Source organism: Psychrobacter sp. NPDC078631, assembly GCF_050268165.1.
Classification (GTDB): domain Bacteria; phylum Pseudomonadota; class Gammaproteobacteria; order Pseudomonadales; family Moraxellaceae; genus Psychrobacter.
The window spans coordinates 829,615-851,736 of sequence record NZ_JBNNGG010000001.1; the positions used below are offsets into that span (position 1 = coordinate 829,615).

Here is a 22,122-nt window from a genome sequence, read left to right on the forward strand (position 1 = left end):
GTTTTGTATGGACGTTTTATAGCGTTTTTGACATTGGATACAGACGTCTCATCTATAAGTGAAGCCTTTTTTATCAATCCTAATATCTCACCTTTATTGCAATCAGATTATTGTCTATGTTCACTATTATTCAGTCGCACCGTACCGAAAACCTCGTTGATCAATTGCTTGTACAATACCAGTCCAAGGATCAGCCGGTTTTTGAACCCTTTATTGTCATTGTACCGTCAATGGTATTGGGTGATTGGTTGGACAAAACTATTGCTAGCCGTGCTGGTATTAGTACCTTGGTGCGTACTAAATTTTGGGGCCAGTATCAGTGGATGCTGATGCAAGATGTATTGACCCGCCATAATGCATACTTACTGGCGCAAAACCCTGAAGCGACAACTCTAAACGTGCCCGAAGTGGCAGTGTTATCACCGACAGTAATGCAGTGGCGATTGTTTGGGTATTTGACTTATTATCAGGAGTCGATTGTTGCAGATGAAAAGCATCCAGTTCATCCGTTGCTAGCGTCTTTGATTGATGACCCACAGGCAAGCGCTCAACAAGACAGCTTACAACAGGATAAGGCGCAACAAGATGCTCGTATTTGGCAGCTGGCAAGCGATTTGGCTAGGGTGTTTAACCGCTATTTGACTCACCGTGAGGATTGGTTGGCATTATGGTCGCAAAACAAGCCGTTGAGCGTAAGTGAGTTGATAGCAGATAAAGACGCCTTATCCCTGCGCTTTGATAAGTATGCGCGCGACACACCTGAGTGGTTGGTCGAGCATTATGTTGAGTTAGAAATCGCCCAACGATTCTTGTGGTCGCATTTGTTTGCTGATGTTCATCTACACCGTGTGGCACTGGAGCGTGCGTTCTGGTCGGCTTTGAAAGGTAACAAGGCGAATGAGCGCGATCAGTTACCCAAAGTACTGCGTATATTTACTATCCAACAACTGCCACAGACCGAGTTAGACTTCCTACAGCGCCTGTCGCAATACATGAATATCACGCTATTGCATTACAATCCATCAAAACTGTTTTGGGCGGATATCGTTGATAAATCATGGTTACAGCGTCAGCAGATTATCAACCCTGAGAGTGTCTTTTTACGTGATTATGGTCATAGCTTGCTATCGCGTTTGGGTAAGCAGTCGCGCGATGCGTTTGCCATGCTTGCCAATTTATCAGGTAATGAGCAATACGACGATGCGCTAGTCGAATGGCAAGACAACTTTGATAATGGTGTAGATGATGCGCTCGTTCATGGCATGTATAAAAGTGTCGTCCCTGCTGAAGACGCTGTCAGTACTCAAGATGCGCAAGGTAACCTGAGCTTATTAAAACGTTTGCAAAATGATGTGTTGATGCTTGATGAGCAATCTACCCAGCAGGCGACAGCTGCTACAGTCTCACAAGCGGTAAGTGAGCAGATAGAGTCAAGCTTTAATGAAGCTAAGCCAGCAACGGCTTGGTATGAAGATGAAGCGTTAGAGAATAAGCGTTTTGAGAAAGACCGTTTTTGGGCAATCTCTTCCCAAGATAATAGCCTAAGCATTCATTCGTGTCATAGTTTGCAGCGTCAGCTTGAAGTGCTGCGTATTATGATTGGTCGTTGGCTGAACGAACCTATCAAACTAGGTGAAAAGAAACGTCATATCTCCGACATTGTTGTACTGCTACCTGATGTTGAACGTCATCATGCATTGATTGGGTCTATCTTCGTCAATGGTAAGGGTCAAGACGGTTTGACTTTGCCTGCTAAAGTGACTGGTGTTGTTGACGCTGACATTCGCCAGTTATGGGAAGCGATTATCGGTTTTTACAAACTATTGGGTAGCCATAGTGCCCGTTTTGAAGCAGCTGAAGTCTTAGACTGGTTGATGTTACCGCCCTTGTTTGAAAGCTTTGGACTGACTTATGAGCAGATGAGTCGTGGCTGTGATTTATTGGTAGAGGCGGGCTTTATTCGCGGTTTTGACGAGCTGCATCTTAAACAAACATTGGATAGTAATGATTACGACTATCGCTTTAGCTTTGCACAGGCATTAGACAGATTGACCCTAGGTCTGGTCATGCCAGAGGCTGAGTTGAGTGATTGCTTATATGATCTAAATGACGATGAATGGCCAAGCACTGCGTTACCAGAAATGACCTTGCCGTTACCACAAGTGAGCCTAAATGATGCGTTGATTGTTGAAGCGCTTTGCCGCATTTATACCGGCTTGGTCGCACGACGTGATGATCATACACAAAAAATGAAAGCGGAAGATTGGCTCGACCAGATTGAGACACAAGTTATCCATCGCTACTTTGGCGATGTGGATCAAACGCGTACCATGCGCGCCATCTACAACGCGATGAATGGCTTTAAATCAAGTCTACGAGCCAATCGTCACTACAGGCAGTACGCTAGTGGTGATGTCGACAACAGAGAAGTGGAGCAAAGGCTGGCAGGTGTGGAACAATTGCCACTCAAGCTGAGCTTTATGCTAGACAGTATCGAAAACGAGCTTGAAAGTCAGCAAGTCAGTGCGGAGCCGACGGGGGTGATTACTTTTGGTCGATTCGGTGCACTAAGAAACGTGCCATTTGAGCTGGTGGTGATGCTCAATATGGACCTCTCTGAGTTTCCTGGGCGTGACCGTGATAACCGCTATGATTTGATGAAAGCGACCAATGCACGCCGCGGTGACAGAGTCAGTGAAGATGATGACAATGGCGCATTTTTAGATGCGCTACTGTGCGCGCGCAGTGCATGCTGGATGTTCTATAACGGTCAAAGCTTGACGGACACCCATGAGCATTTGCCAGCCAATCCAGTGAGTGAGCTATTGCAGTTTTTGCAAGGCGAGGTGCAATGGCAGGTAAACTCGCTTGAGACATTACCTGAGAATATTGACCCCACCACCGAAAGCCTCAAGCGCTATTTGCCTAAATTGATTAAACAGTGGTTGGTGACTGAGCATCCTGCACTACCTTTTCATGAGAGTCTGTTTGAGACAGAAATTGAAGGTGCTAATGTTTTTGAGCAAGCGTCTCCTGATATTGATGGCAGTGCTAATGCCAACATTAATATCAATGCTCAGGATATCAGCCCTGTTGATATGATTGATGAGCTGGATACTTTATTAAATACCGCCATGCGCAGAACCAAACTGGCTCAGAAAAAACAGTTTCCTCCTGCACCGCTTTGGCAAGCGGTGTTTGACACATTGAAAGGGCGAGTATCTAATGAGCATAAAGAGTTGGTGGGCTTACCCACGAAGGCGCAGTATGAGTCAATCGCTCAGGTGCTTGGTCAAGGCTTGGGTCAGCTAGGTCAAGTAGACAATCAAACCTTGTCTGCATTGGTTGAACTATTGACGCTAGATACGGTTGTTGATGCTAACGATGTCGGTAGCATGACGGAAGCGCTATCTGATAGCATATTTAACATCGGAGAGATTGATATTGAAGGGGCATTGGCTTACCAAGTGCGCCATCCTGCCAAAGCATTCTTACGGTCTCAGAAGGTGCATGTGGTACAAGGTGAGGAAGCACTGTCGCATCAAGAGCCGCTATTTCTAAACAGTTTAACTACCTATCAAATCAAAGATCATTTGATTAAACAGTTGATTACTGATGAGAATAAGAAGAATGATAGTGATGCAGCGGCTGAAACCACTACGCCAATTTTAATGTATCAAAAAATTATGCCCGCTGGTGTCGCTCGCCAAACCACGCTACCCAATCAACAAAAGAAACTGCAACAGCAATGCTTGGAATTCAAAGAGCAATTAATGGCTAATGGCTTTGATGAAAGCAGTATTCTCAACGAGAGTACGGCAGATATCAGCAGTGTATTACACCTATTGACGCCAACCGCCGAGCACCCTGTTCAGATAGAGCTAAAAAATATACTGAGTAGCACTGACAACGAGTCAAGTAATCAGACGAATATAGAGGGTATAGAAACACTGCTTAAGCTGTTGCCGAAAGTCATTAAGATAAAGGGCTCAGTACCAATATTAGCACCCATATCAGTTATTCAGGCAGGCGTGCCTTATGCTCAGCAATCGCCTAAGCAATGGTTAAATATACTGCCCAATTCTGCTAGCCCTAGGCATTTGCTCAAGTTTTGGTTGTCACATTTGTATTGGCAAGTGGCCAGACGTACCACTGCCGAGCAAGTGGCATTAAATGATGGTGTGAGTATTTGGCGTTTTAATAAGTCCAACTCGCAGGTTAAAAAGTATGACAAAGCAATTGCATTTAAACTAAGCCCAATTGTCTATGAAGACGCTGTGATTGAGCTGATAAAATGGGCAGTTTTTGGCAAGTTAACGGGTCAAGTGCCTATTACGTTATTACCAGAATATGCACTTAACTACCTTGATAAGTATCTAAAACCTGAAGAAGGTGACGGTAGTAGCTACTGGCCAAAACGTGCCGATTTCTCAGACTGGTTAAGACCTAACTATAATTCAGACACGGTATACGATACTTGCTCGCAGCATGCTATTTGGCAGTACGTGCTACGTGACCAAGATGCGTTTAAGGCGTTATCATCAGCGTTGACTACATTAGCCCAGCCATTATACGCACCGATGTTTAATGCGTTAACTAACTTAGATGGTTAGCCAGTTATTTAGAATCGTTCTTTTTGATCTCTTGCTCTAATAAATAATAATTAAAAGTATGCGCCCATATGACAGACCTTAGCGATCCAACCAATACCATTGACTTGTCTACACAACCGAATTTATTTGATGAATATTCAGATGAGCTGCCTTCGTCTGCTGTGTCTGAATGTAAAGCTGATGTCATACCGGCAGTCGATGTTGACCTAACAGGCAAGCACCTAATTGAAGCCTCAGCAGGCACGGGTAAGACTTGGACGTTGACCGGTATTGTACTGCGCCTACTGATCGAAGCGCGACGTGCGCCAGAGCAGATCATTGCCACGACTTTTACTCGAGCTGCCGCTGCTGAAATGCGTCAGCGTATCCATGATCGTTTGGTAGATTTCTATCAGCTATTACAATGGGTCAATAGCCTAAGTGCTGATATTAGCAATAAAGAGAGTCTCTATCCCAACATACTGCAAGTCATGCCTGAGAATGATAAGGATAAGGATAAAGACGCACAAGCAGATAATGACTCAAGTACTGATGCAAATGTTGAAATAGATATTAACGAGTTGAATCAAGACCTTGCTGCTGATAAGCAAGCGGCGGCTGAGCAACGTAAACAAGCAAAAAAAGACCGTGAATATTGGCTGGTTAATCAGGCCAAATATGTGCGCTTAGATGGCATCATGCAAGATCCTATTAACTTGCATCTCGTCGGCTATTTGCTAGATCACGTGTACAGTTATCCAATGGCGGAAGCTATCAGGCGCACTGCATTGGTACTAACTACCCTAGATAAGCTATTCGTAGGCACGCTAGATAGCTTGGCGCAAAAATGGCTGACGGAGTACAGTAGCGAAACTGGTCACCAGCAGGGTATGGGGATTATTGAAGACAGCAGTATTGAGCAAGTTACCGATAGCATTGTTCATGATGAGCTACGTCAGTTTCAAAGCCGCTTATACTATGAGCAGCCTAAACTTTACGCGCTAATGGATCAGCAAGGTAAACTGACTGCAGTTAGCGATCATAAGAAATATGTGACGCGCTCGCTCAACTTTATCTCTGCGCCGATTGATGAGATTTTGGCAAGTGATTTTTCGTTTGATGGTTATGAGCGGCTTATACATACTATTATTGAACGTAGCGATGAGCTTGATATTTTCTTTAGACCTGAGGGTGAGTACTATGAAGTGCCAAAAGGACAGTTATTTAATAATAGAGATACTTGGCCAAAAATAATTGAAACATTACAGGATTTTGGAACAGCTGCTTATAAGTTTGTATCTGATAAAAAGAAGAAAACAAGCAAGTTAATTGAGGCTTTTCAAAAAACTGACAATATTGGTAATCAATTTCGTGTTCCTCAAGATGGCAAAAGAATTAATTTAATATTCAATGAGTTGCAGGTCGTGCGCGACTTTAAACGGTATATTGAACAAAGCAAAAAGTTAGACGAATACATAATAACTGTTTTAGCCAATCTGAACCGTAATATTGTGCTAGCTGTGCGCAATAGACTACCAGTCATTTTAGAAGAGCGCGGCGAAACGACCTTTAGTTTGCAGATGGTACGCTTAAACCAAGCATTAACTGGTCGTCAAGGGGATAAGCTGGCACGTTATATTCGTCATCACTATCCAGTAGCATTGATTGACGAGTCGCAAGATATCAATGGTGAGCAAGCCATTATGATTGAAAGCATTTATTTGCCAAAGAATAAACGCAAACAGTCGGACAGTGATAAGCAGTCAACCACTAAGAAAGCCAATCATGAGTTTCTGCTATTGGTTGGTGATCCCAAACAGGCTATTTATGGGTTTCGTGGCGGTGATGTGGCCAATTATAACTACATGAAAGCCCAGTTTGATAAAAGTGCTCTTTGGACGCTTGATATCAATCGCCGTTCGAATGCCGGTGTGATTAACGCATTGAACTGTTGGTTTGGTATGGCGAGTGCAACAACTACTGAGAACAAACTGTCGCAATTGGGTGCTGGTATTCATTACCAACATATCAAAGCAGCAAAACCAGAATATGAGCTATCTTGGTTTAATGCGTCCGATAGGCTGGACGATGTACTGGTGACAGAAGTGCTTTCTGCTCAGCCAGTAAGCTTATTGCACTTGCCTTATGACAAGGAAAAAGAGTTTGATTATGATGAGCATGAAATAACAGCTCGCCATATAGCCACTTTGCTTAATAGTGGTCAGACACTTAAAGGTAAGCCCATTCAGCCCAGTGATATTGGGGTGCTGGCACGTGCCAAAAAAGATCTGAAGCGAGTCGAAGACGAGCTAGTAAAGCTTAATGTGCCGACCTTGACCACCAGTGACGTCAGTATCTTTGAGACTATTATGGCAGAAGATGTGGCCGCATTGTTGAGTGCTATGCTATATCCGTATCGTCATGACATGATTAATCGGGTATTGACCAGCCATCTATATGGACTGAGTATCAAAAACATCAAAGCCATGATGACGGACCATGAGTCAGGCGTTACTGAAGGCAGCAGTACGCCAAGCGCCCATTCACAAAATTCTAATTCGAAAGTCTTCTCAGCGAATGAAGCTACTGATACTAAAAAGAGCTATCAAGACTTTATTACCTATTTAAAAGAAGGGGCACAGCGTTGGCAGCACTTTGGCATATTATCGGCGCTACATTATTTATTAGATAAAAGCCCTGTGCAGCCGCAAGGCGTTTGGCAAGCACTAGCTGCTCATCCAGAAGGTGACCGTCACATTATGGACTTGCGTCATGTAATGGATATCTTGGCGCAGTATGGTCTAGGCATGGGTGAGCATGAGCTACTGGCGTGGTTCAGGCAGCATATAGATGCAGCGCCTAACAGTGACTGGGCTAAGCAATATCCGCTACCGACAGAGTCTGGTGTGCAATTGATGACCATTCATAAGTCAAAAGGGCTTGAGTTCCCTATTGTCTATGTATTGGGAATGGGTGATGCCAGTAGGAAGTCTGGCAATAAAGAAGACTATGGGCTGTATCTATATAACGTGCAACAAGCGCCTTCAGCGCTAGTGCGGCAGTCGATAGAAGTACAGCAGCCGATAGACAGTCAATCGACGGGAAATCAGCGCCGCTTCTCACCACTGCAAGGCTCTGCTACTGTCGAGGATTATTATACTGATATCGAAACACAAGAAGGTTTTGATGAGATAAGACGACTTGGCTATGTGGCATTTACTCGAGCCAGTGAGCAGCTTTATGTTGTGCTGCGAGATCCGAGTAACAAGACAGGATTTGAGCTAAAACCAGTGTTCTATTGGTTTGAATCGCCAGAAGCAAAATTTGAGCTACCTGATAGACTCAAAGGTATCGTAGGCATGCTTAGAGGGCATAAAGTTAATGAGTTTTATGACAATAGTTACGCAAGCAATGATGCTAACTCAGCAGGTATAAATGACAGTCTTCAATTGGCTATTACCAAATCAAATGCTCATAGGCCTACGACAGAGGCTATTGAGTACGCACCCTTTGCCGAGGTTATGAAAACCAATTATTTCTATGGTTGGGCTAAGACCAGCTTTACCGCTTTGGCGCGTCAGCTAGATGAATCTACACAAGCAATGGCGATAGTGGATGAGCGTATTGATGATGCGATAGACATTGATATGACAGAGTCTTCTGTTTCAGACCTCTCTTTACTTAATAACGACGAGTCTCTCGAACAAGACAGTGAACTAAGCCTCAAGGTAGAAGATGATATCCGCTTTACCTTTGTAAAGGGTGCCAATGCCGGTACGTTTTTGCATGAGATATTTGAACAAATAGACTTTGCCAATAAAGCCCAGTGGCCTCAGGTTATTGATAGAGCGATTAGTAGCTATCAATTGCCGCTGATATATAGCAGTGCGGAACAGCAGAGCCGCAGATCACAAGGTAAGAAACAAAGAGGTAGCGATGGGTTTGATCTTGAGTCAATAGATACAACGAAGCATGAGGCATTAATTAATTGGATTGAAGAAGTGTTGCATGCGCCACTATTGGCTTCCAATCAACCCTTGATTGCTCTTAATAAAGGTAAGCGATTTGCCGAGTTAGAGTTCAACATGGGATTGTCAGAGAATTTTAAAGCACAGGATATTAGTAAGCTTTTTCAACGGTATTTACCTGATGAGATGGATAAGCACGTCACTCTAGTGCCACAAAATAAAGCACATCTATATCGTTATTTGCGTGGTGAGATTGACTTGGTGTATGAGCATGCTGGCAAGTATTATGTGGTCGATTATAAGAGTAACTTTCTAGGAAATAGCCTAAGCGATTACAATGAAGATACGCTCAAGAAAGCAATGTCCAAGGCAGGGTACTGGCTACAAGCAGCAATCTATCAAGTAGCATTGCATCGGTTCCTTGCTATGAGGATCAGTGATTATACGGGTAACGAAGATAAATATTTAGGCGCTGTAGAGTACGTATTTTTACGCGGTGTGTATGACCCGAATGCTCAGGCAACTACTATGCCTACATCGCAAGATGTGGTTCAGTCTAATCACAATAACTTGAGCAGTAATAGTTGCTATGGATTGGTCACTTGGGATATTCCTATCGCCTTTATTAAAGGTCTAGATTCCTTGTTTGGCCTGCCGGACTAATAAACCTTATATAGCAATTAGATAGATAAAAATTGTTATAGCAGTTAATCAGATTAAAAAGAGATAAATATACGATGAGTAATAATAACAACAAGAGCAAGTCAGCCATTAGTTTACAAGAGAGCTGGGCAAGTAATCTCAGTGATTATATTTTGCTGCGCCGTCAGCAAACACATGTAGCATATGACGTGGCAGATGCAAAGACAAACGATGAAAATAGAAGAATCGGTAAGTCAAAAGATAGCGATTTATTTACGGCTCTATTCGTTATTTTAGCGGCTCATTTGGAAGAAGGGCATACTGTATTAACTGTCGATACAGCCGATCATGAAACGCCGCTACAAGGGCAAATTAATGGTGAGTTGGTCAAACTATATGCATGGCAGCAGAACTTACTAGAGATACTGGCAACACCAATTTTTGCGCTGATTGATACTCAGATAAAAACGCAAATAGACACGCAAATAGACGATGACACTATAACGGAGACATCGCTATTTGTATTACTAGATACTTTGTTTGGTCAGCGAGATTACCTGTGGGCGCAGCTAGCACTGAGTAATCATGAAAAAGAGACGTTGATCAAACGTTTTGATGCGATAACTACGTTATACCAGCGCTTTAAAAATAGCGACTTAAATACTTTCGTTCATTCAATCCATGAGCATGCTTTATTCGCTAATGTTAATGCGAACACTAACTGTAACAACAATCAAAATAGCCTAAGCAAAGATAATCAGCCAATTATTTATAACATAACTAAGAATAAAGAAACCCAAAGTTCGAAAATCACATTTTGGCTACACCGCACATGGCAAGCAGAATTTAACTTAGCGCAGCATATCAGTCATATTTTGAATCAGCAGATAGTGCCTTTAGACATTGCCATACCTGAGAACTTAAATGACCAACAGATAGCCGCTATCAATGTGGCGAACAATAATGCATTTAGTATCATTACTGGTGGCCCAGGGACAGGTAAAACATATACCGTTGCTCAATTGGTTATCGCGTTACAACAGGCGACAGAGAGTAGGGGAGATGAGTCTAAACATATCAGATTTAGTACAGACAGTGCTAGCCTAGCATTAGCAGCGCCAACGGGTAAGGCAGCCCAGCGTATGCAAGAGTCTCTACAGGCGGCTTTAGACGACGCAAATGTAGAGCTGCAGTTGCAAGAGGCAAAAACCATCCATCGTCTACTAGGTATCGGTCGAACGGGTAGACCTCGTTATAATGCCAACAACCCACTGGGCGAAGATATTATCATCGTTGATGAAGCATCTATGCTCGGAGTTGAGTTGGCCAATTATCTTGTGAGCGCGGTAAAGCCAGGTGCTAGGCTGATATTATTAGGCGATGCTAATCAGTTAGCAGCCGTCGATGCAGGAGCAGTATTGGCTGATCTCTGTCGTATTCCTCTACTGCAACCTATACATGCAGAACTAACAGAGAGCCGCCGATTTAGCGCCGAGTCAGGTATCGGTAAACTGGCCGCTCAAATTAATAAAGCAGAGACAAGTCTTCAAGCTATTTGGCAATTATTAAGGCAAGACGCTGCTTTGAGTTTTCAATATGTTAATACGTTACAAGCAGAGTCCATATCAAATAATGAGATAAAAAATAGCCTAAGCAAAGAAAAAATTATTTCAAAAGTATCCAATAATTACCAATCATACATAAATAAAGTTAAAAATTTACTGAAAAATCCAATGGAAAAATCCGTGCCAGAATCAGTTAAAAATACTACCTCTTCGTTAATGGAGATATTTAATCAATTTAGAATCCTTACTGCTGGCCATAATGGTGAGTGGGGCGACCACTATATCAATAACTACCTTACTCAATGGCATCTCGCTGAGCTAAAGTTACCATTGGGTCAAAACACGTGGTTCCATGGACGTCCTGTTATGGTGCTACAAAATAACTATGAGCTTGGGCTATTTAATGGTGATATTGGTTTCTGCTTACAAACATCAGATGAAAGCCGCCAGTTAGAGGTATTCTTTGAAAATAAAACACAAGGGATTGCGGTCAACTTGCTAAATGAAGAGGTGATAGCCACGGCATATGCAATGACTATTCACAAGTCACAAGGATCCGAATTTGATCATGTTGCTATTACTTTTGATAATAGTCATGCAAGATTGCTGAGCAAAGAGCTTATCTATACGGCAGTGACTCGTGCTAAGAAGCAAGTAACGATATATAGTACCAAGCACGCCTTAGAAAAAGCAGTTCAAACACCAACTGAGCGTCATACTGGTTTGGCATTACAGTTTTAACGATTCATTCAAGTGATTGTCGGTGCAATAAGTCAGCGCAATAAAAAAGCATCCAAATTGGATGCTTTTTTAGGACTTAACTATTTTAATCAATTAAGTCTAAGACTTAAACTTTGTCTTCTTTGATTGCATAGATACCTGGTAGGTGACGCAAGTAACCATGGAAATCCATACCACAACCGTAAACATAGCGATCTGCAACATCAATACCCACAAAATCTACGTCAAAATCTGCAACTTTGCGATCATGTTGCTTGTTAAGCAATACACAAGACTCAAGTGATAGAGGCTTTTCTTTGCTTAATTCTTCAACAACTGCTTTTAGAGTAATACCTTCGTCAAAGATGTCGTCGATTAACAATACGTGCTCACCTTCGATACTAACATCAGGCTTGAATTTCCAATCAAGCTCATTAGTACCTTCGTTATCACGATAACGAGTCGCATGGATATAATGCATGCGATGGTAGAACGTAAGATGTGTCAGTAGTTGACCAGCTGGAATCAATCCGCCGTTCATCACGACCATAACAATTGGGTTTAGACCAGCATAATGTAGATTGAGCTGAGCGGCCAAACGCTCATAAGCAGCAGCTACTTCGATACTGCTAATAAGGCACTCTGAGTTGCGTAAGGTTTTTTCAATTTCTTGGTTACTGATTTGGGTCATCGGGTGCGCCTTTGGTAAAAAGTGCCGCTTATTTTAGCAAATTTTAGTGAATTTGCCCAACGTCATATGACTTTTGGGACAAAATTAATCCAACTTTTGGGGTGATTCTGGCTTTTCTATAATAAATGGACGGTAATAATTGGCCAATCTATTCAATGAGTCATTTGGTAGGTCAGGTAATAGCTTATTAAGTGCCATACTCATACCTTTATCAATTGCCGATTTGGCAACTGGAACTGACTTACGTTTGATCATGCCTAGCTTTAATGTCTCGGCATAACGACTAATAAAATGGGTCAATGTTTCTTCGTTCATGGTTTCAAGTGCCGTTTTAAATTTGGCTCTATCTACATGCTCAGGCGTGACAGCAGCAAACCCTTCAGTGATAGTATTGGCATCTTTTTCTGATAGTTTAAAGCCGACACGTTTAACACCTTCATTATCAATAAAGGTTGCATGATCTCTTAGAAAATGAAAACTTGGTAATACGTCTTTGTTGTTTTCTTTACCCAGTAAGATATTGAGCAAAGTATCTGTTGCGCGTTCAATCGTTCCAACAATTTTACGCATAGAGGCTTGACGTTCAGGGTTAGGAATAATCTCTACCAAACCAACCAATAAATTATCAGTAAGATCACGCGCTGTCTGATGCGTAAGAGCGTCGCGATAAGGGTAGTACTCTACATTCTCATTTGAAGCAACGACTTGTTCGGCCTCACTGATTAAAGCTTTTAGTTTATCTGAGGGTACGAATCCAAAATAATGTGCCATTGCACTTCCTTTATTTGTTGTTTTTTATGTCTTACTTGCGTTACATTTATCACCAAATCGGTTATTATTCAAACAAAGTTTTAGTCTCAGGCTCATCATACCAAATGCTGATTAGTGACACGCCCTAGTTATAAGATAAATGACTTTGTTGATTGGTAATAATTTTGCAAATTGCTAGAATTTACCTAAACGATAGATGAGCTGAGTCACTCATCGCACACTAATTTAGCATATTTTTCATATTTTAATTCAAAAAGCTTGAACTTATAAGGCTATTGACTACTTGTCTAGGGAGAGATGAGATGAATAGTGCTATCGTACTACTATTCGCCGTTGCCGCTATGCTCTGCGGCTACGTATTTTATTCAAAATTTATCGCCACCAAAATTTTAGCATTGGACAACAGCCGTCCTACACCCGCACATACGATGAAAGATGGGATCGATTATGTTCCCACCAATAAGTATGTATTGTGGGGGCATCACTTTACGTCAGTAGCAGGGGCTGCACCAATTATCGGTCCTGCCATTGCGGTTATTTGGGGCTGGGTGCCTGCCATTATTTGGGTAGTGGTAGGTACTATCTTTATGGCTGGTGTACATGATATGTCTGCTATTTGGGCAAGTATGCGCAATAGAGGTCAGTCGATTGGCTCTATTGCTGGTACTGTCATGGGCACACGTGTTCGCAGCTTGATGATGGTTGTTATCTTCTTATTACTACTGATGGTCAATGCTGTATTTGGCGTAGCTATCGCCAATATGATGATCAAGACGCCATCTGCGGTATTGCCAGTTTGGGGTGCCTTGGTGGTTGCCTTTATCATCGGGCAGTGTATCTATCGCTACAATATGAATTTGGTCTGGGTGTCCATTATCGGGGTAACTGCCTTGTACGGGCTTATCTATCTCGGCCCTATGTTCCCGATTGTGTTACCTGAAACCGTGATGGGCTTGCCTGATAACGCAGTATGGATCTTGATCTTGTTCGCCTATGCGGCGATTGCGTCGTTGTTGCCCGTATGGATGCTGCTTCAACCTCGTGATTATATTAATGGCTTACAGTTATTTGTCGGTTTGATTTTATTATATGCTGCTATTTTTATTGGCACGCCTAATATTGTCGCGCCAGCCGTTAACACTGCATTACCAGCCGATACACCGTCACTGCTGCCATTGTTGTTTGTGACAATTGCTTGTGGTGCCATATCAGGTTTCCATGGTTTGGTCGCAACAGGGACTACCTCTAAGCAGATTGATAAAGAAGAAGACGTTCGTTTCGTTGGTTACTTCGGTGCATTGGGTGAGGGTATGCTAGCACTTGGGGCAATCCTTGCAGCAACCGCAGGTTTTGCGACTCTTGGTGATTGGCAAGCGGTCTATCAAAAGTTCGGTGATGGCTCTATCGGTGCATTCATCGATGGCGGTGCGACCATCTTGAATGCTGGCGTTGGCATCGACATGGTGCTATCACAGACCATGCTTACGGTAATGGCTGCATTGTTTGCTGGTACGACGATGGATACTGGCGTACGTTTACAACGTTATATCTTCCAAGAATTTGGTGAATTTTATAATTTACCCATATTGAATAAGAGTGTCGTTGCAACGTTACTTGCTGTCGGAAGCTGTTTGTTATTAGCGTTCGGTGCTGGTGGTATCGATGGCGCTGGCGGTATGATTATTTGGCCACTATTTGGTACAACCAACCAGTTAATGGCTGCTTTAACCTTGATGATCGTTACCATTATCTTGTTACGTAAGGGCAAGCCAGTTTGGTACACCTTAGCACCATTGTCGTTCTTGTTGGTTATGACTGTCTTTGCACTATTGATTCAGCTCAAAACCTTCTTTACTGATGGTAATTGGCTCCTTATTATTATGGATATTATTATCTTAATCGCGACCATTTTGGTGACGTTTGAGAGTTTGTCTGTACTACGAAAAGAGTGGTCACTACATAAAGGTAAAAGCGGTGAGGTTTAAACGTTAAACCATATTGAGTGTCTGTTTAATAAAAAACGCTAGCAGCAGTTGCTGGCGTTTTTTGTATCATATAGGCATGATAGATCATAAGAATTAAGTAAAATACGAGCACATTATGGAAAATGAAAACACATCGAATGATATAGAAAACGTTCAACCATTAGAGAACACTCAACCATGGTGGCAACGGTTTAAGAGTGGATTAAATGAGTTTTATCACGCGCCTTATCGTCAGACGATGGCACGCGCTGCACGTGATGAAGAAGACTTTTTTATGTTGCTTATGTTTGCTGAGAGCTTGGGTATTGATAATCCCGCCAGCTTTTATACATTAGAGTTGCAACCTCTGTTTTTAGAGAACTTTCATGAGTGGCATACACGTATGGGGATGGATAGATGTCCATTTGACCACGTCGGCTGCTGCTAACAGTAGTGGATTGACTATATAAAAAAGTAGCTAAGCATTTATTAGATAATGAGACAAAACACGAGATAACAATATGGCATTACATCCTTTACATGGATTGGTAGAGCAGTTAGAGACACAACCTATTATATTTATCGGCGGCAAAGGCGGTGTAGGGAAGACCACCACAGCAGCAGCTCTAGCCAGCTACTATGCAAGCCAGCAGCAAAAAACCTTAATTGTCTCAACCGATCCAGCACATAGTTTGGGCGATGTATTGAATGTACGACTCAATAATGAGAGAACGGTGATATCACCCTATCTAGATGCGATTGAGTTAAATCCTGATGTGATTGTCGATGAACATTTTGCTCAAGTCGAACGTACAATTAAAGCTTATGCCAACCCAGATATGATGCCAAAAATTCGTGAGCATCTGAGGTTATCTAAGTCGGCACCTGGCGCTCAAGAAGCCGCGATGCTCGAATCCATGTGTCACCATTTAGTCGAAGCGGCAGATGCTGGGTATGAACACATCATCTTTGATACCGCACCGACAGGTCATACTTTGCGATTATTGGTATTACCGGAAATGATGGGGGCGTGGACGGATGGGCTGCTTGCACAGCAGCGACGACAAGCCAAACTACGTTCGGTGGCGACGCATTTGGACAGTCACAATCAGAAAAACAATCAAAAACAGAGCACACAAAAGAACGACGTGGCCAATCCATTTGCAGCAAAAAAATCAGATCGCTGGGAGCAAGCTGTATCCGTATTAGAAAAGCGCAAGCAACTGTTCCGTCAAGCAGGGTTGCTACTACATGACCGTACACAAACAGCGATTGTGTTGGTGATGACCGCTGATGTTTTACCATTGGCTGAGACCAAACGCGCTATCGAGCAGTTAGAAGACAGTAAACTTACGCCAGCAGCAATCGTCATCAATCAGCTGATAGCTCCCACGCAGTCGGATGAATTTTGGCAGCGTCGGGCAGATAGACAACAGCAAATTATGCAAGATATAGAACAAAGCTTTACCAAGTACCCACTATATCCAATTTATCTGCAGCAAACGGATGTACGTGGTACTGATGCATTGAGTGCTTTACTGAAACCAGTACTTAAATAATAAAGATGAAGGTTTCAAAATGATTATTAAGGTTCATGATTGGCAGGATATTTCTAAGGAATTTTCCGATAGTATTTTACTTGGAAATGGGGCTTCCATAAGCATTGATAAAAGTTTTACATATGATTCATTAAGGAGATATGCTACTGACAACAGCTTACTAAGCGACAGCATTACAACCTTATTTGATTTCTTCAAGACAAGTGATTTTGAGTTAATACTACGTTTGGTTTGGCATGCAACTAAAGTAAATGAAGCTTTAGGAGTAATAGACAGTAAAACTGAAAATGCATATCAACATGTACGTGATTGCCTAATCAACACTGTTCAATGCATTCATCCTGAACATAGTAAGGTTAAGGATCAGTTTCTAGCCATTACTGACTTTCTCAGTTCGTTCAAAACAGTTCTTTCTCTCAACTATGATTTAACTTTATATTGGGTCATGATGTATGCAAAAGGTCTTGATAATAATCATATGTTTAAAGATTGCATGATTAATGGTGAATTCAAATCAGATTGGCAAGAGTTGCGAAAATCGGTAAACCATCGATTTAAAAACACTTCGTTAGTATTTTATCCGCACGGAAGTCTTGTTTTAGCTCGTAATATCACCGAACAAGAGGTGAAACTAGTATCCCATAAAGATAATGATTTATTAGAATCTATTTTGAAGCATTGGCGATCAAGTAATTATATTCCTCTTTTCGTCAGCGAAGGAACTTCTGAGCAGAAGGTAAAAGCTATTAAAAATAGCCATTACCTGAGTATTGTCTATAGAGAGGTTATTCCTTCACTTGGTGATAACCTAACGATATTTGGTTGGGGATTTGGAGAAGAGGATACTCATATTTTGAAGAAATTAAAAGATTCAGGTGTTAAAAGAATAGCCGTATCTGTGTATCAAAATGATCAACTCTACTGTCGTAGAGTTTCTGAAATGATTCATACTCATATTAGAAATAATATTGAAGTTATTTTTTTTGATAGCGAAAGTAATGACTGTTGGAACAAAAAAAACAGCTATGACACTTAAAAAAGTCTTCGAAAACAGATTATGACTTTTCTTAAAACTAATATCTAAAATGTATTATAGTCATGGCTATTCACGCTTGTACGACTGTAGTTTACCTGACAGTGACCATGCCATGTCTGTGCGTAATAACTGAGCTTGTTCGGACTTACCGCTGCTAAGCGACGACCATTGCGGTTTACCTCGAGCTTTTTTTAGCTCACTTGGTAGTTTGTGTGCCGGCCATACAGTAATTGGATTATTGTCTTCATCAGGATTATTATCACTTCCTGATGTTCCAAGACTGCTGTTTTCGCCTTTATATAATAACTGAGTGGCATCTGTAGCAGCATGACCACGATGACGTAATGCCGTAAGTAAGTCTAATGCTCGCGTGGCTAATAGCGTCAACGTAGCAGGATCGATATATAAGCGTTTTACCCCAGTAATCCTATCGGCAATACTGCTGGTATTCGATAGCAACCCTCCTGCGATCCCACCTATTGCGGCACCCAATCCCAGTGTCGTACCTAGGGCTGCTGCATCGATACCTAGTCCTAGAAGCGCACCTGCTGCTGCACCAGAAGTGGTACGAATGCCGTAGCTTTTGAGAAGTTCAGGGTCGAAAGGGTCTTGTTGATAGGCTTGTAGTTCAAGCGGTGTTGCTGCAACCGCATTGTCATAAAACTTATATAGGTTAAGGAGATTGTGCTGCATCGCACGCTCACTTTGCCTGACCGCTTCTTGCATTTGCTGTAGTACAGGAAGTGGGTCGTCATTTTCGTTTATCTCGCGCACGAAAGCGGCGACATTCAATAAAAAATCAGCGATGATGATATTGGCCTCATCATACAGCTGCGCCCAATCCTCCGTTCGACGTTGCATCAACTGCTCAAGCATCTCAGAGTGGGTGAGCATAGTGGCTAGGTTTTTCCATAGACGCATCTCATCCTCAAACTCAAACGCGACCGAATCAAAACGCGTTGAAATATGCAGATTGCGTCTTGCCAGCATCGTTTGCCAGTCGTCGATATTGGCATTCTGACTGTCGGTAAAATTAAAAACAGGCATCACAGGAATCGCAGCCCAAGACAAAATCGATAGCTCGTCTTTATATTTACCCAATACAGGCTCACGAGCATCTACCACGTAAATGGCCATATCACTTGTCAGTAGCTGACGAATTACTTTGGCTTCTTGACTATAATCATAGGGCAAGTCATAGCTGTCTGAACCTTGAGCAATATCCGCCGCCAAAAACTGCTGTAATCGTTCAATACCATCACGGCGACTGGCAGTGTTGTCCTCTAGCCAGTCCATAAGCCCTGAAGCATCTTCCAGACCAGGTGTGTCGTATAATGCCACTAGCACTTCACCAGTTCGACTGTCTGTCAGCTGTGCTTGCTCGACGTGACGTGTGGTTGCCGCTTCGTTTTTGACTTCACCAAAATATACGTCTCGCAATAACGTGCGCAATATAGAGGTTTTGCCTGTATTAGTATGACCGACGACAGCCAATTTAAGCGGTTCACCACTGGCAATCGTTTTCTTTGCCATCCTTGACACTGGTGCTGTCGTTGTTGATGCTTCTGATACAGGTTGATTATCCTGAGTAGCTATTGACTGAGCTACTGTAGGTTTTGTAGGTTTTAAAGTGTTGTCTGAAGGAATACTTGAGACATCAGGGGTTGGCTCATAAGCTTTGTCCGCAAAGAGACCTGCAGGCTTATTATTCTCATGATTATTTTTATTGTCATTATTCATAGTAACGTCTTATATTTATTGATGGCAAAAACACACAGTAGCCATTTATTGTAAAACAAATCTGCTTGGGTAACGGTTATGAATGCGTATTGCCCATATCATAGATCGTAATCTACGCATTGATAATCAGGCTCTAGTCGGTTCAATATACTTTGGATACAAGGAAGGCGAGTGATAGAAGATCGACTATATTAGACAGCACTTGGTGGACGCAGCAGTACCTTTAGCTTTTTCTTAAACCCTTTAGCACGAAAGAACCGCTGCCACATACGGTAAAAGACCCCAAATATCAGGCTAATGATATTATCGTGGCTGGCTTCACCAACGGCACCGTATTTGACTGGGTTGTTGATAGTATCTTCTTCTACATAAGTGCCGAACCAGCGATCAAAAATAATGAGAACGCCGCCGTAATTTTGGTCAATATATTCGTTGTTAGTGCCATGATGGGCACGGTGATTGGATGGGGTATCAAAGACATACTCAACCCATTTGGGAAATTTCCCCACGGTTTCGGTATGGATAAAGAATTGATAAATCAAATCTAACGCATAAAAGAAGAATACCCAGACAGGATGCACACCTAACATCATCAGTGGGACAAAAAATAACCACCAACCCGTCACTGAGTACAGCAGGCTTTGACGCATGGCAGTGGACAGATTCATATAGTCATCCGAATGGTGCACGACATGCGCTGACCAAAACCAATTCATACGGTGTGACGCGCGATGGAACCAGTAATAGCTAAACTCAACCGCAACGAATATAGGGATGGCGGTAAGCCATGTCACCTCAATAGTAAATAAGCGATATTGATATAACCATAAGCAGATAGGTATGACGATAAGCGCTTGGACAATCAATTCAAACCCTAGATAAGAGCCACCTAAGCTAAAATTGGTCATCGCACGGCGCCAACTAAAGCTTTTACTATTGCCGCGCTTGGACTGATAGAGCCATTCTGCCAAAAATAAAAAGAAAAATGGACCACCAGCCAGCGGTAGTAGCCACTCTTGCCAATACGCGGGTAGAATGCTTGCCAACATTGGCTGCCATGACTCTGGCGCAGCCGTTAAGATATTTTGGTTTAACGCCTCTCGGTAACCATCCAATAGTTGACCATACTGACCTAGGGTCATAAGGGGGCTGTCTAAAGAGATATCTGCTGCCATCTTGGGCTCCTAGCCACTATAAAACATCCTTGTCGTCTTGATATGACGTCACAGCTATCAAAATATATCTTAACAACTGTTATATCAATAAGTCTTTAAGCCTGTCTGAGGTGATAGGCCTATAATATTTACTTATTGCATATTATGCTAGCCATGTTAGTCATAATGATAAGTTAAGGTATGAGTAATAGATTAAAAATTAGAATGTATCAAGTATCTATATCAACCAAGCCAATTTTTCGTGCAGAGAGCGCTGTTTGCCACTGTTGATAGCGAACGGCTTGTTTGTCTAATGGCTCATCATCGGTACGAGCGTCAGTTAAGTCAGCAGCAGAGTTGGTATCGCTAAGCAGTTGTACAATAAGACCATCTTTTGCGTGAGCAGCGAGTTGATCGAGTTTGCGTAGCGTACCGCGGTCGGGCAGTGCATTGCTATGAATGCCAATTAAAACTTGCACCGGATGCGCATCTAAGTAGTTTTTAAGCCGTGTCATATCATCACGGTCATCGACGATACCAAAATCCTCAACTTCGCTTGATTGTTCAAAATCATGGTTGCTGCCATCAAGCCCTGACTGCCACCATTTGTCCTGATTTGCAGGGTATTCAAGCAGCGCAACTAACTTCTTGCCCACACTGACCGTCGCTTTTGGAGCGATAGGGGCTGGTGCCTCAGTAAAGTCATCAGCATCCACCACGTGCCGCTGCCAAAAATTTAGGATTTTTTGATAATAGGGTTGTTTGATATCCAAACGCATTTTTTTGCGGCGGAACATCACTGCACAAAACGCCCATGCTATCGCTCGCGGTACAATGCCGTACATCAGCAAGCTACCGACTAGTAACCCTGCCCATTGCCTTGCAACAGAAAGCGGCATCGCTTCGGTAACAAGCCTGCTCTGTGCGATCGCTATACTGTCTGGCACACCAAACCCCACCATACTAGGTAGCCAGCCTAATACCTGAGTCAAGCTCACCAACGCCTGATCGGAGAGTAAGGTTGACTCCCAGCTAAAGCTATACTGACGTACAACCAGCAAAAATATAATCGCAAGCAGCATACCGGTCAATGTCGCAAGCCATAACTGATGGCTAAACCGCCCCAAATACCAACGCATACCGCTGTGCTGCAACTGGCGCTCATACAGATCGACGGCCGCCTTGGTCACATCGTCCTTACCGCGTATGAGATAACTTGGACTGACAAAGCTCGCAAACCAACTGGGCGATTGCTGATCTCGATTGATAAGAGTCATGATGAGCCAGCCACCAAGCATAATGGTATGAAAACCAAGTAGGCAGACCAATACATAAAAGAAGTTCACAACATTAGACTGCAATAACGTAAATAACCCCAAAAACCCTGAGATACACCACACCACGCTCATAACAATCATGATGCCCTTTATACGGCCGTCAATCTTACCCAGTACACGCGCAAGCGCCCCGTTACTATCTATACGTGACGCCCGTCGATGCAGCTTTTGGATAGGCGTACCGTCCTCGCCCTGTAGCTTTTCCGTGATTAATAACGGGTCAGTGGCAAAGACGTGCTGATCGGTCTCTAAAGCACGTACCAGCTCGGTCAGTTGATCTTGGGGTGATAGCATAATGCGATAATATCCGTATGAAGGCGTCAATATAAGAAATAGCAATTCGAAAACAGTCGCTTTAATCGTTATAGATTATTGTAGCGTAT

The 22,122-nt window shown here is 42.6% G+C and carries 12 protein-coding genes; 7 read left to right on the forward strand and 5 right to left on the reverse strand.

The annotated features are described in order from the left end of the window. The first annotated feature begins 116 nt into the window (after positions 1 to 116). The 3 genes from ACQKCP_RS03370 (at position 117) to recD (ending at position 11,508) form a co-directional block, all read left to right on the forward strand. Entirely contained in the window at positions 117 to 4,613 is a 4,497-nt protein-coding gene (locus ACQKCP_RS03370) for an exodeoxyribonuclease V subunit gamma (protein ID WP_427611289.1), read from the forward strand. 68 nt (positions 4,614 to 4,681) lie between these two features. After that, the gene (locus ACQKCP_RS03375) at positions 4,682 to 9,223 is read left to right on the forward strand and encodes a UvrD-helicase domain-containing protein (protein WP_427611290.1); all 4,542 of its coding nucleotides are present in this window, start codon (positions 4,682 to 4,684) and stop codon (positions 9,221 to 9,223) included. 74 nt (positions 9,224 to 9,297) lie between these two features. Next, positions 9,298 to 11,508: an exodeoxyribonuclease V subunit alpha gene (gene recD, locus ACQKCP_RS03380; RefSeq protein WP_427611291.1), complete on the forward strand. Its 2,211-nt coding sequence runs from the start codon at positions 9,298 to 9,300 to the stop codon at positions 11,506 to 11,508. 106 nt (positions 11,509 to 11,614) lie between these two features. Here the strand turns inward: recD and ACQKCP_RS03385 are convergent, their stop codons facing one another. Beyond that, positions 11,615 to 12,178, reverse strand: a complete 564-nt coding sequence (locus ACQKCP_RS03385; protein ID WP_057760160.1) for a hypoxanthine-guanine phosphoribosyltransferase — start codon at positions 12,176 to 12,178, stop codon at positions 11,615 to 11,617. Between the two features lie 84 nt (positions 12,179 to 12,262). Further along, positions 12,263 to 12,949: a hypothetical protein gene (locus tag ACQKCP_RS03390; protein ID WP_427611292.1), complete on the reverse strand. Its 687-nt coding sequence runs from the start codon at positions 12,947 to 12,949 to the stop codon at positions 12,263 to 12,265. A gap of 302 nt (positions 12,950 to 13,251) precedes the next feature. Here ACQKCP_RS03390 and ACQKCP_RS03395 point away from each other — a divergent pair, with 302 nt between their 5' ends. The 4 genes from ACQKCP_RS03395 (at position 13,252) to ACQKCP_RS03410 (ending at position 17,508) form a co-directional block, all read left to right on the forward strand. Then, positions 13,252 to 14,934: a carbon starvation CstA family protein gene (locus ACQKCP_RS03395; protein ID WP_102090695.1), complete on the forward strand. Its 1,683-nt coding sequence runs from the start codon at positions 13,252 to 13,254 to the stop codon at positions 14,932 to 14,934. Positions 14,935 to 15,049: 115 nt separating this feature from the next. Beyond that, positions 15,050 to 15,361 (forward strand): cory-CC-star protein, encoded by a 312-nt coding sequence (locus tag ACQKCP_RS03400; protein ID WP_179799197.1) that lies wholly within the window; start codon positions 15,050 to 15,052, stop codon positions 15,359 to 15,361. Between the two features lie 73 nt (positions 15,362 to 15,434). Beyond that, positions 15,435 to 16,472, forward strand: coding sequence for an ArsA family ATPase (locus tag ACQKCP_RS03405; RefSeq protein WP_427611293.1), 1,038 nt, complete (start codon positions 15,435 to 15,437; stop codon positions 16,470 to 16,472). Between the two features lie 19 nt (positions 16,473 to 16,491). Continuing rightward, a complete protein-coding gene (locus tag ACQKCP_RS03410; protein ID WP_427611294.1) occupies positions 16,492 to 17,508 on the forward strand; it encodes a DUF4917 family protein in 1,017 nt (338 codons plus the stop codon). Between the two features lie 66 nt (positions 17,509 to 17,574). Here the strand turns inward: ACQKCP_RS03410 and ACQKCP_RS03415 are convergent, their stop codons facing one another. The 3 genes from ACQKCP_RS03415 to ACQKCP_RS03425 all read right to left on the reverse strand — a co-directional run bounded on the left by ACQKCP_RS03415 (position 17,575) and on the right by ACQKCP_RS03425 (position 22,033). Further along, positions 17,575 to 19,248, reverse strand: coding sequence for a DUF3482 domain-containing protein (locus tag ACQKCP_RS03415; RefSeq protein WP_427611295.1), 1,674 nt, complete (start codon positions 19,246 to 19,248; stop codon positions 17,575 to 17,577). A gap of 191 nt (positions 19,249 to 19,439) precedes the next feature. Further along, entirely contained in the window at positions 19,440 to 20,423 is a 984-nt protein-coding gene (locus ACQKCP_RS03420) for a sterol desaturase family protein (RefSeq protein WP_427611296.1), read from the reverse strand. A gap of 209 nt (positions 20,424 to 20,632) precedes the next feature. Beyond that, positions 20,633 to 22,033, reverse strand: coding sequence for a DUF2868 domain-containing protein (locus ACQKCP_RS03425; RefSeq protein ID WP_427611297.1), 1,401 nt, complete (start codon positions 22,031 to 22,033; stop codon positions 20,633 to 20,635). Positions 22,034 to 22,122: the final 89 nt, after the last annotated feature.

Excerpts from the sequence above, each read along its gene's own strand:
- ACQKCP_RS03370 (WP_427611289.1), top strand. The coding sequence starts at position 117 with ATGTTCACTATTATTCAGTCGCACCGTACCGAAAACCTCGTTGATCAA.
- ACQKCP_RS03375 (WP_427611290.1), top strand. The coding sequence starts at position 4,682 with ATGACAGACCTTAGCGATCCAACCAATACCATTGACTTGTCTACACAA.
- recD (WP_427611291.1), top strand. The coding sequence starts at position 9,298 with ATGAGTAATAATAACAACAAGAGCAAGTCAGCCATTAGTTTACAAGAG.
- ACQKCP_RS03385 (WP_057760160.1), bottom strand. The coding sequence starts at position 12,178 with ATGACCCAAATCAGTAACCAAGAAATTGAAAAAACCTTACGCAACTCA.
- ACQKCP_RS03390 (WP_427611292.1), bottom strand. The coding sequence starts at position 12,949 with ATGGCACATTATTTTGGATTCGTACCCTCAGATAAACTAAAAGCTTTA.
- ACQKCP_RS03395 (WP_102090695.1), top strand. The coding sequence starts at position 13,252 with ATGAATAGTGCTATCGTACTACTATTCGCCGTTGCCGCTATGCTCTGC.
- ACQKCP_RS03400 (WP_179799197.1), top strand. The coding sequence starts at position 15,050 with ATGGAAAATGAAAACACATCGAATGATATAGAAAACGTTCAACCATTA.
- ACQKCP_RS03405 (WP_427611293.1), top strand. The coding sequence starts at position 15,435 with ATGGCATTACATCCTTTACATGGATTGGTAGAGCAGTTAGAGACACAA.
- ACQKCP_RS03410 (WP_427611294.1), top strand. The coding sequence starts at position 16,492 with ATGATTATTAAGGTTCATGATTGGCAGGATATTTCTAAGGAATTTTCC.
- ACQKCP_RS03415 (WP_427611295.1), bottom strand. The coding sequence starts at position 19,248 with ATGAATAATGACAATAAAAATAATCATGAGAATAATAAGCCTGCAGGT.
- ACQKCP_RS03420 (WP_427611296.1), bottom strand. The coding sequence starts at position 20,423 with ATGGCAGCAGATATCTCTTTAGACAGCCCCCTTATGACCCTAGGTCAG.
- ACQKCP_RS03425 (WP_427611297.1), bottom strand. The coding sequence starts at position 22,033 with ATGCTATCACCCCAAGATCAACTGACCGAGCTGGTACGTGCTTTAGAG.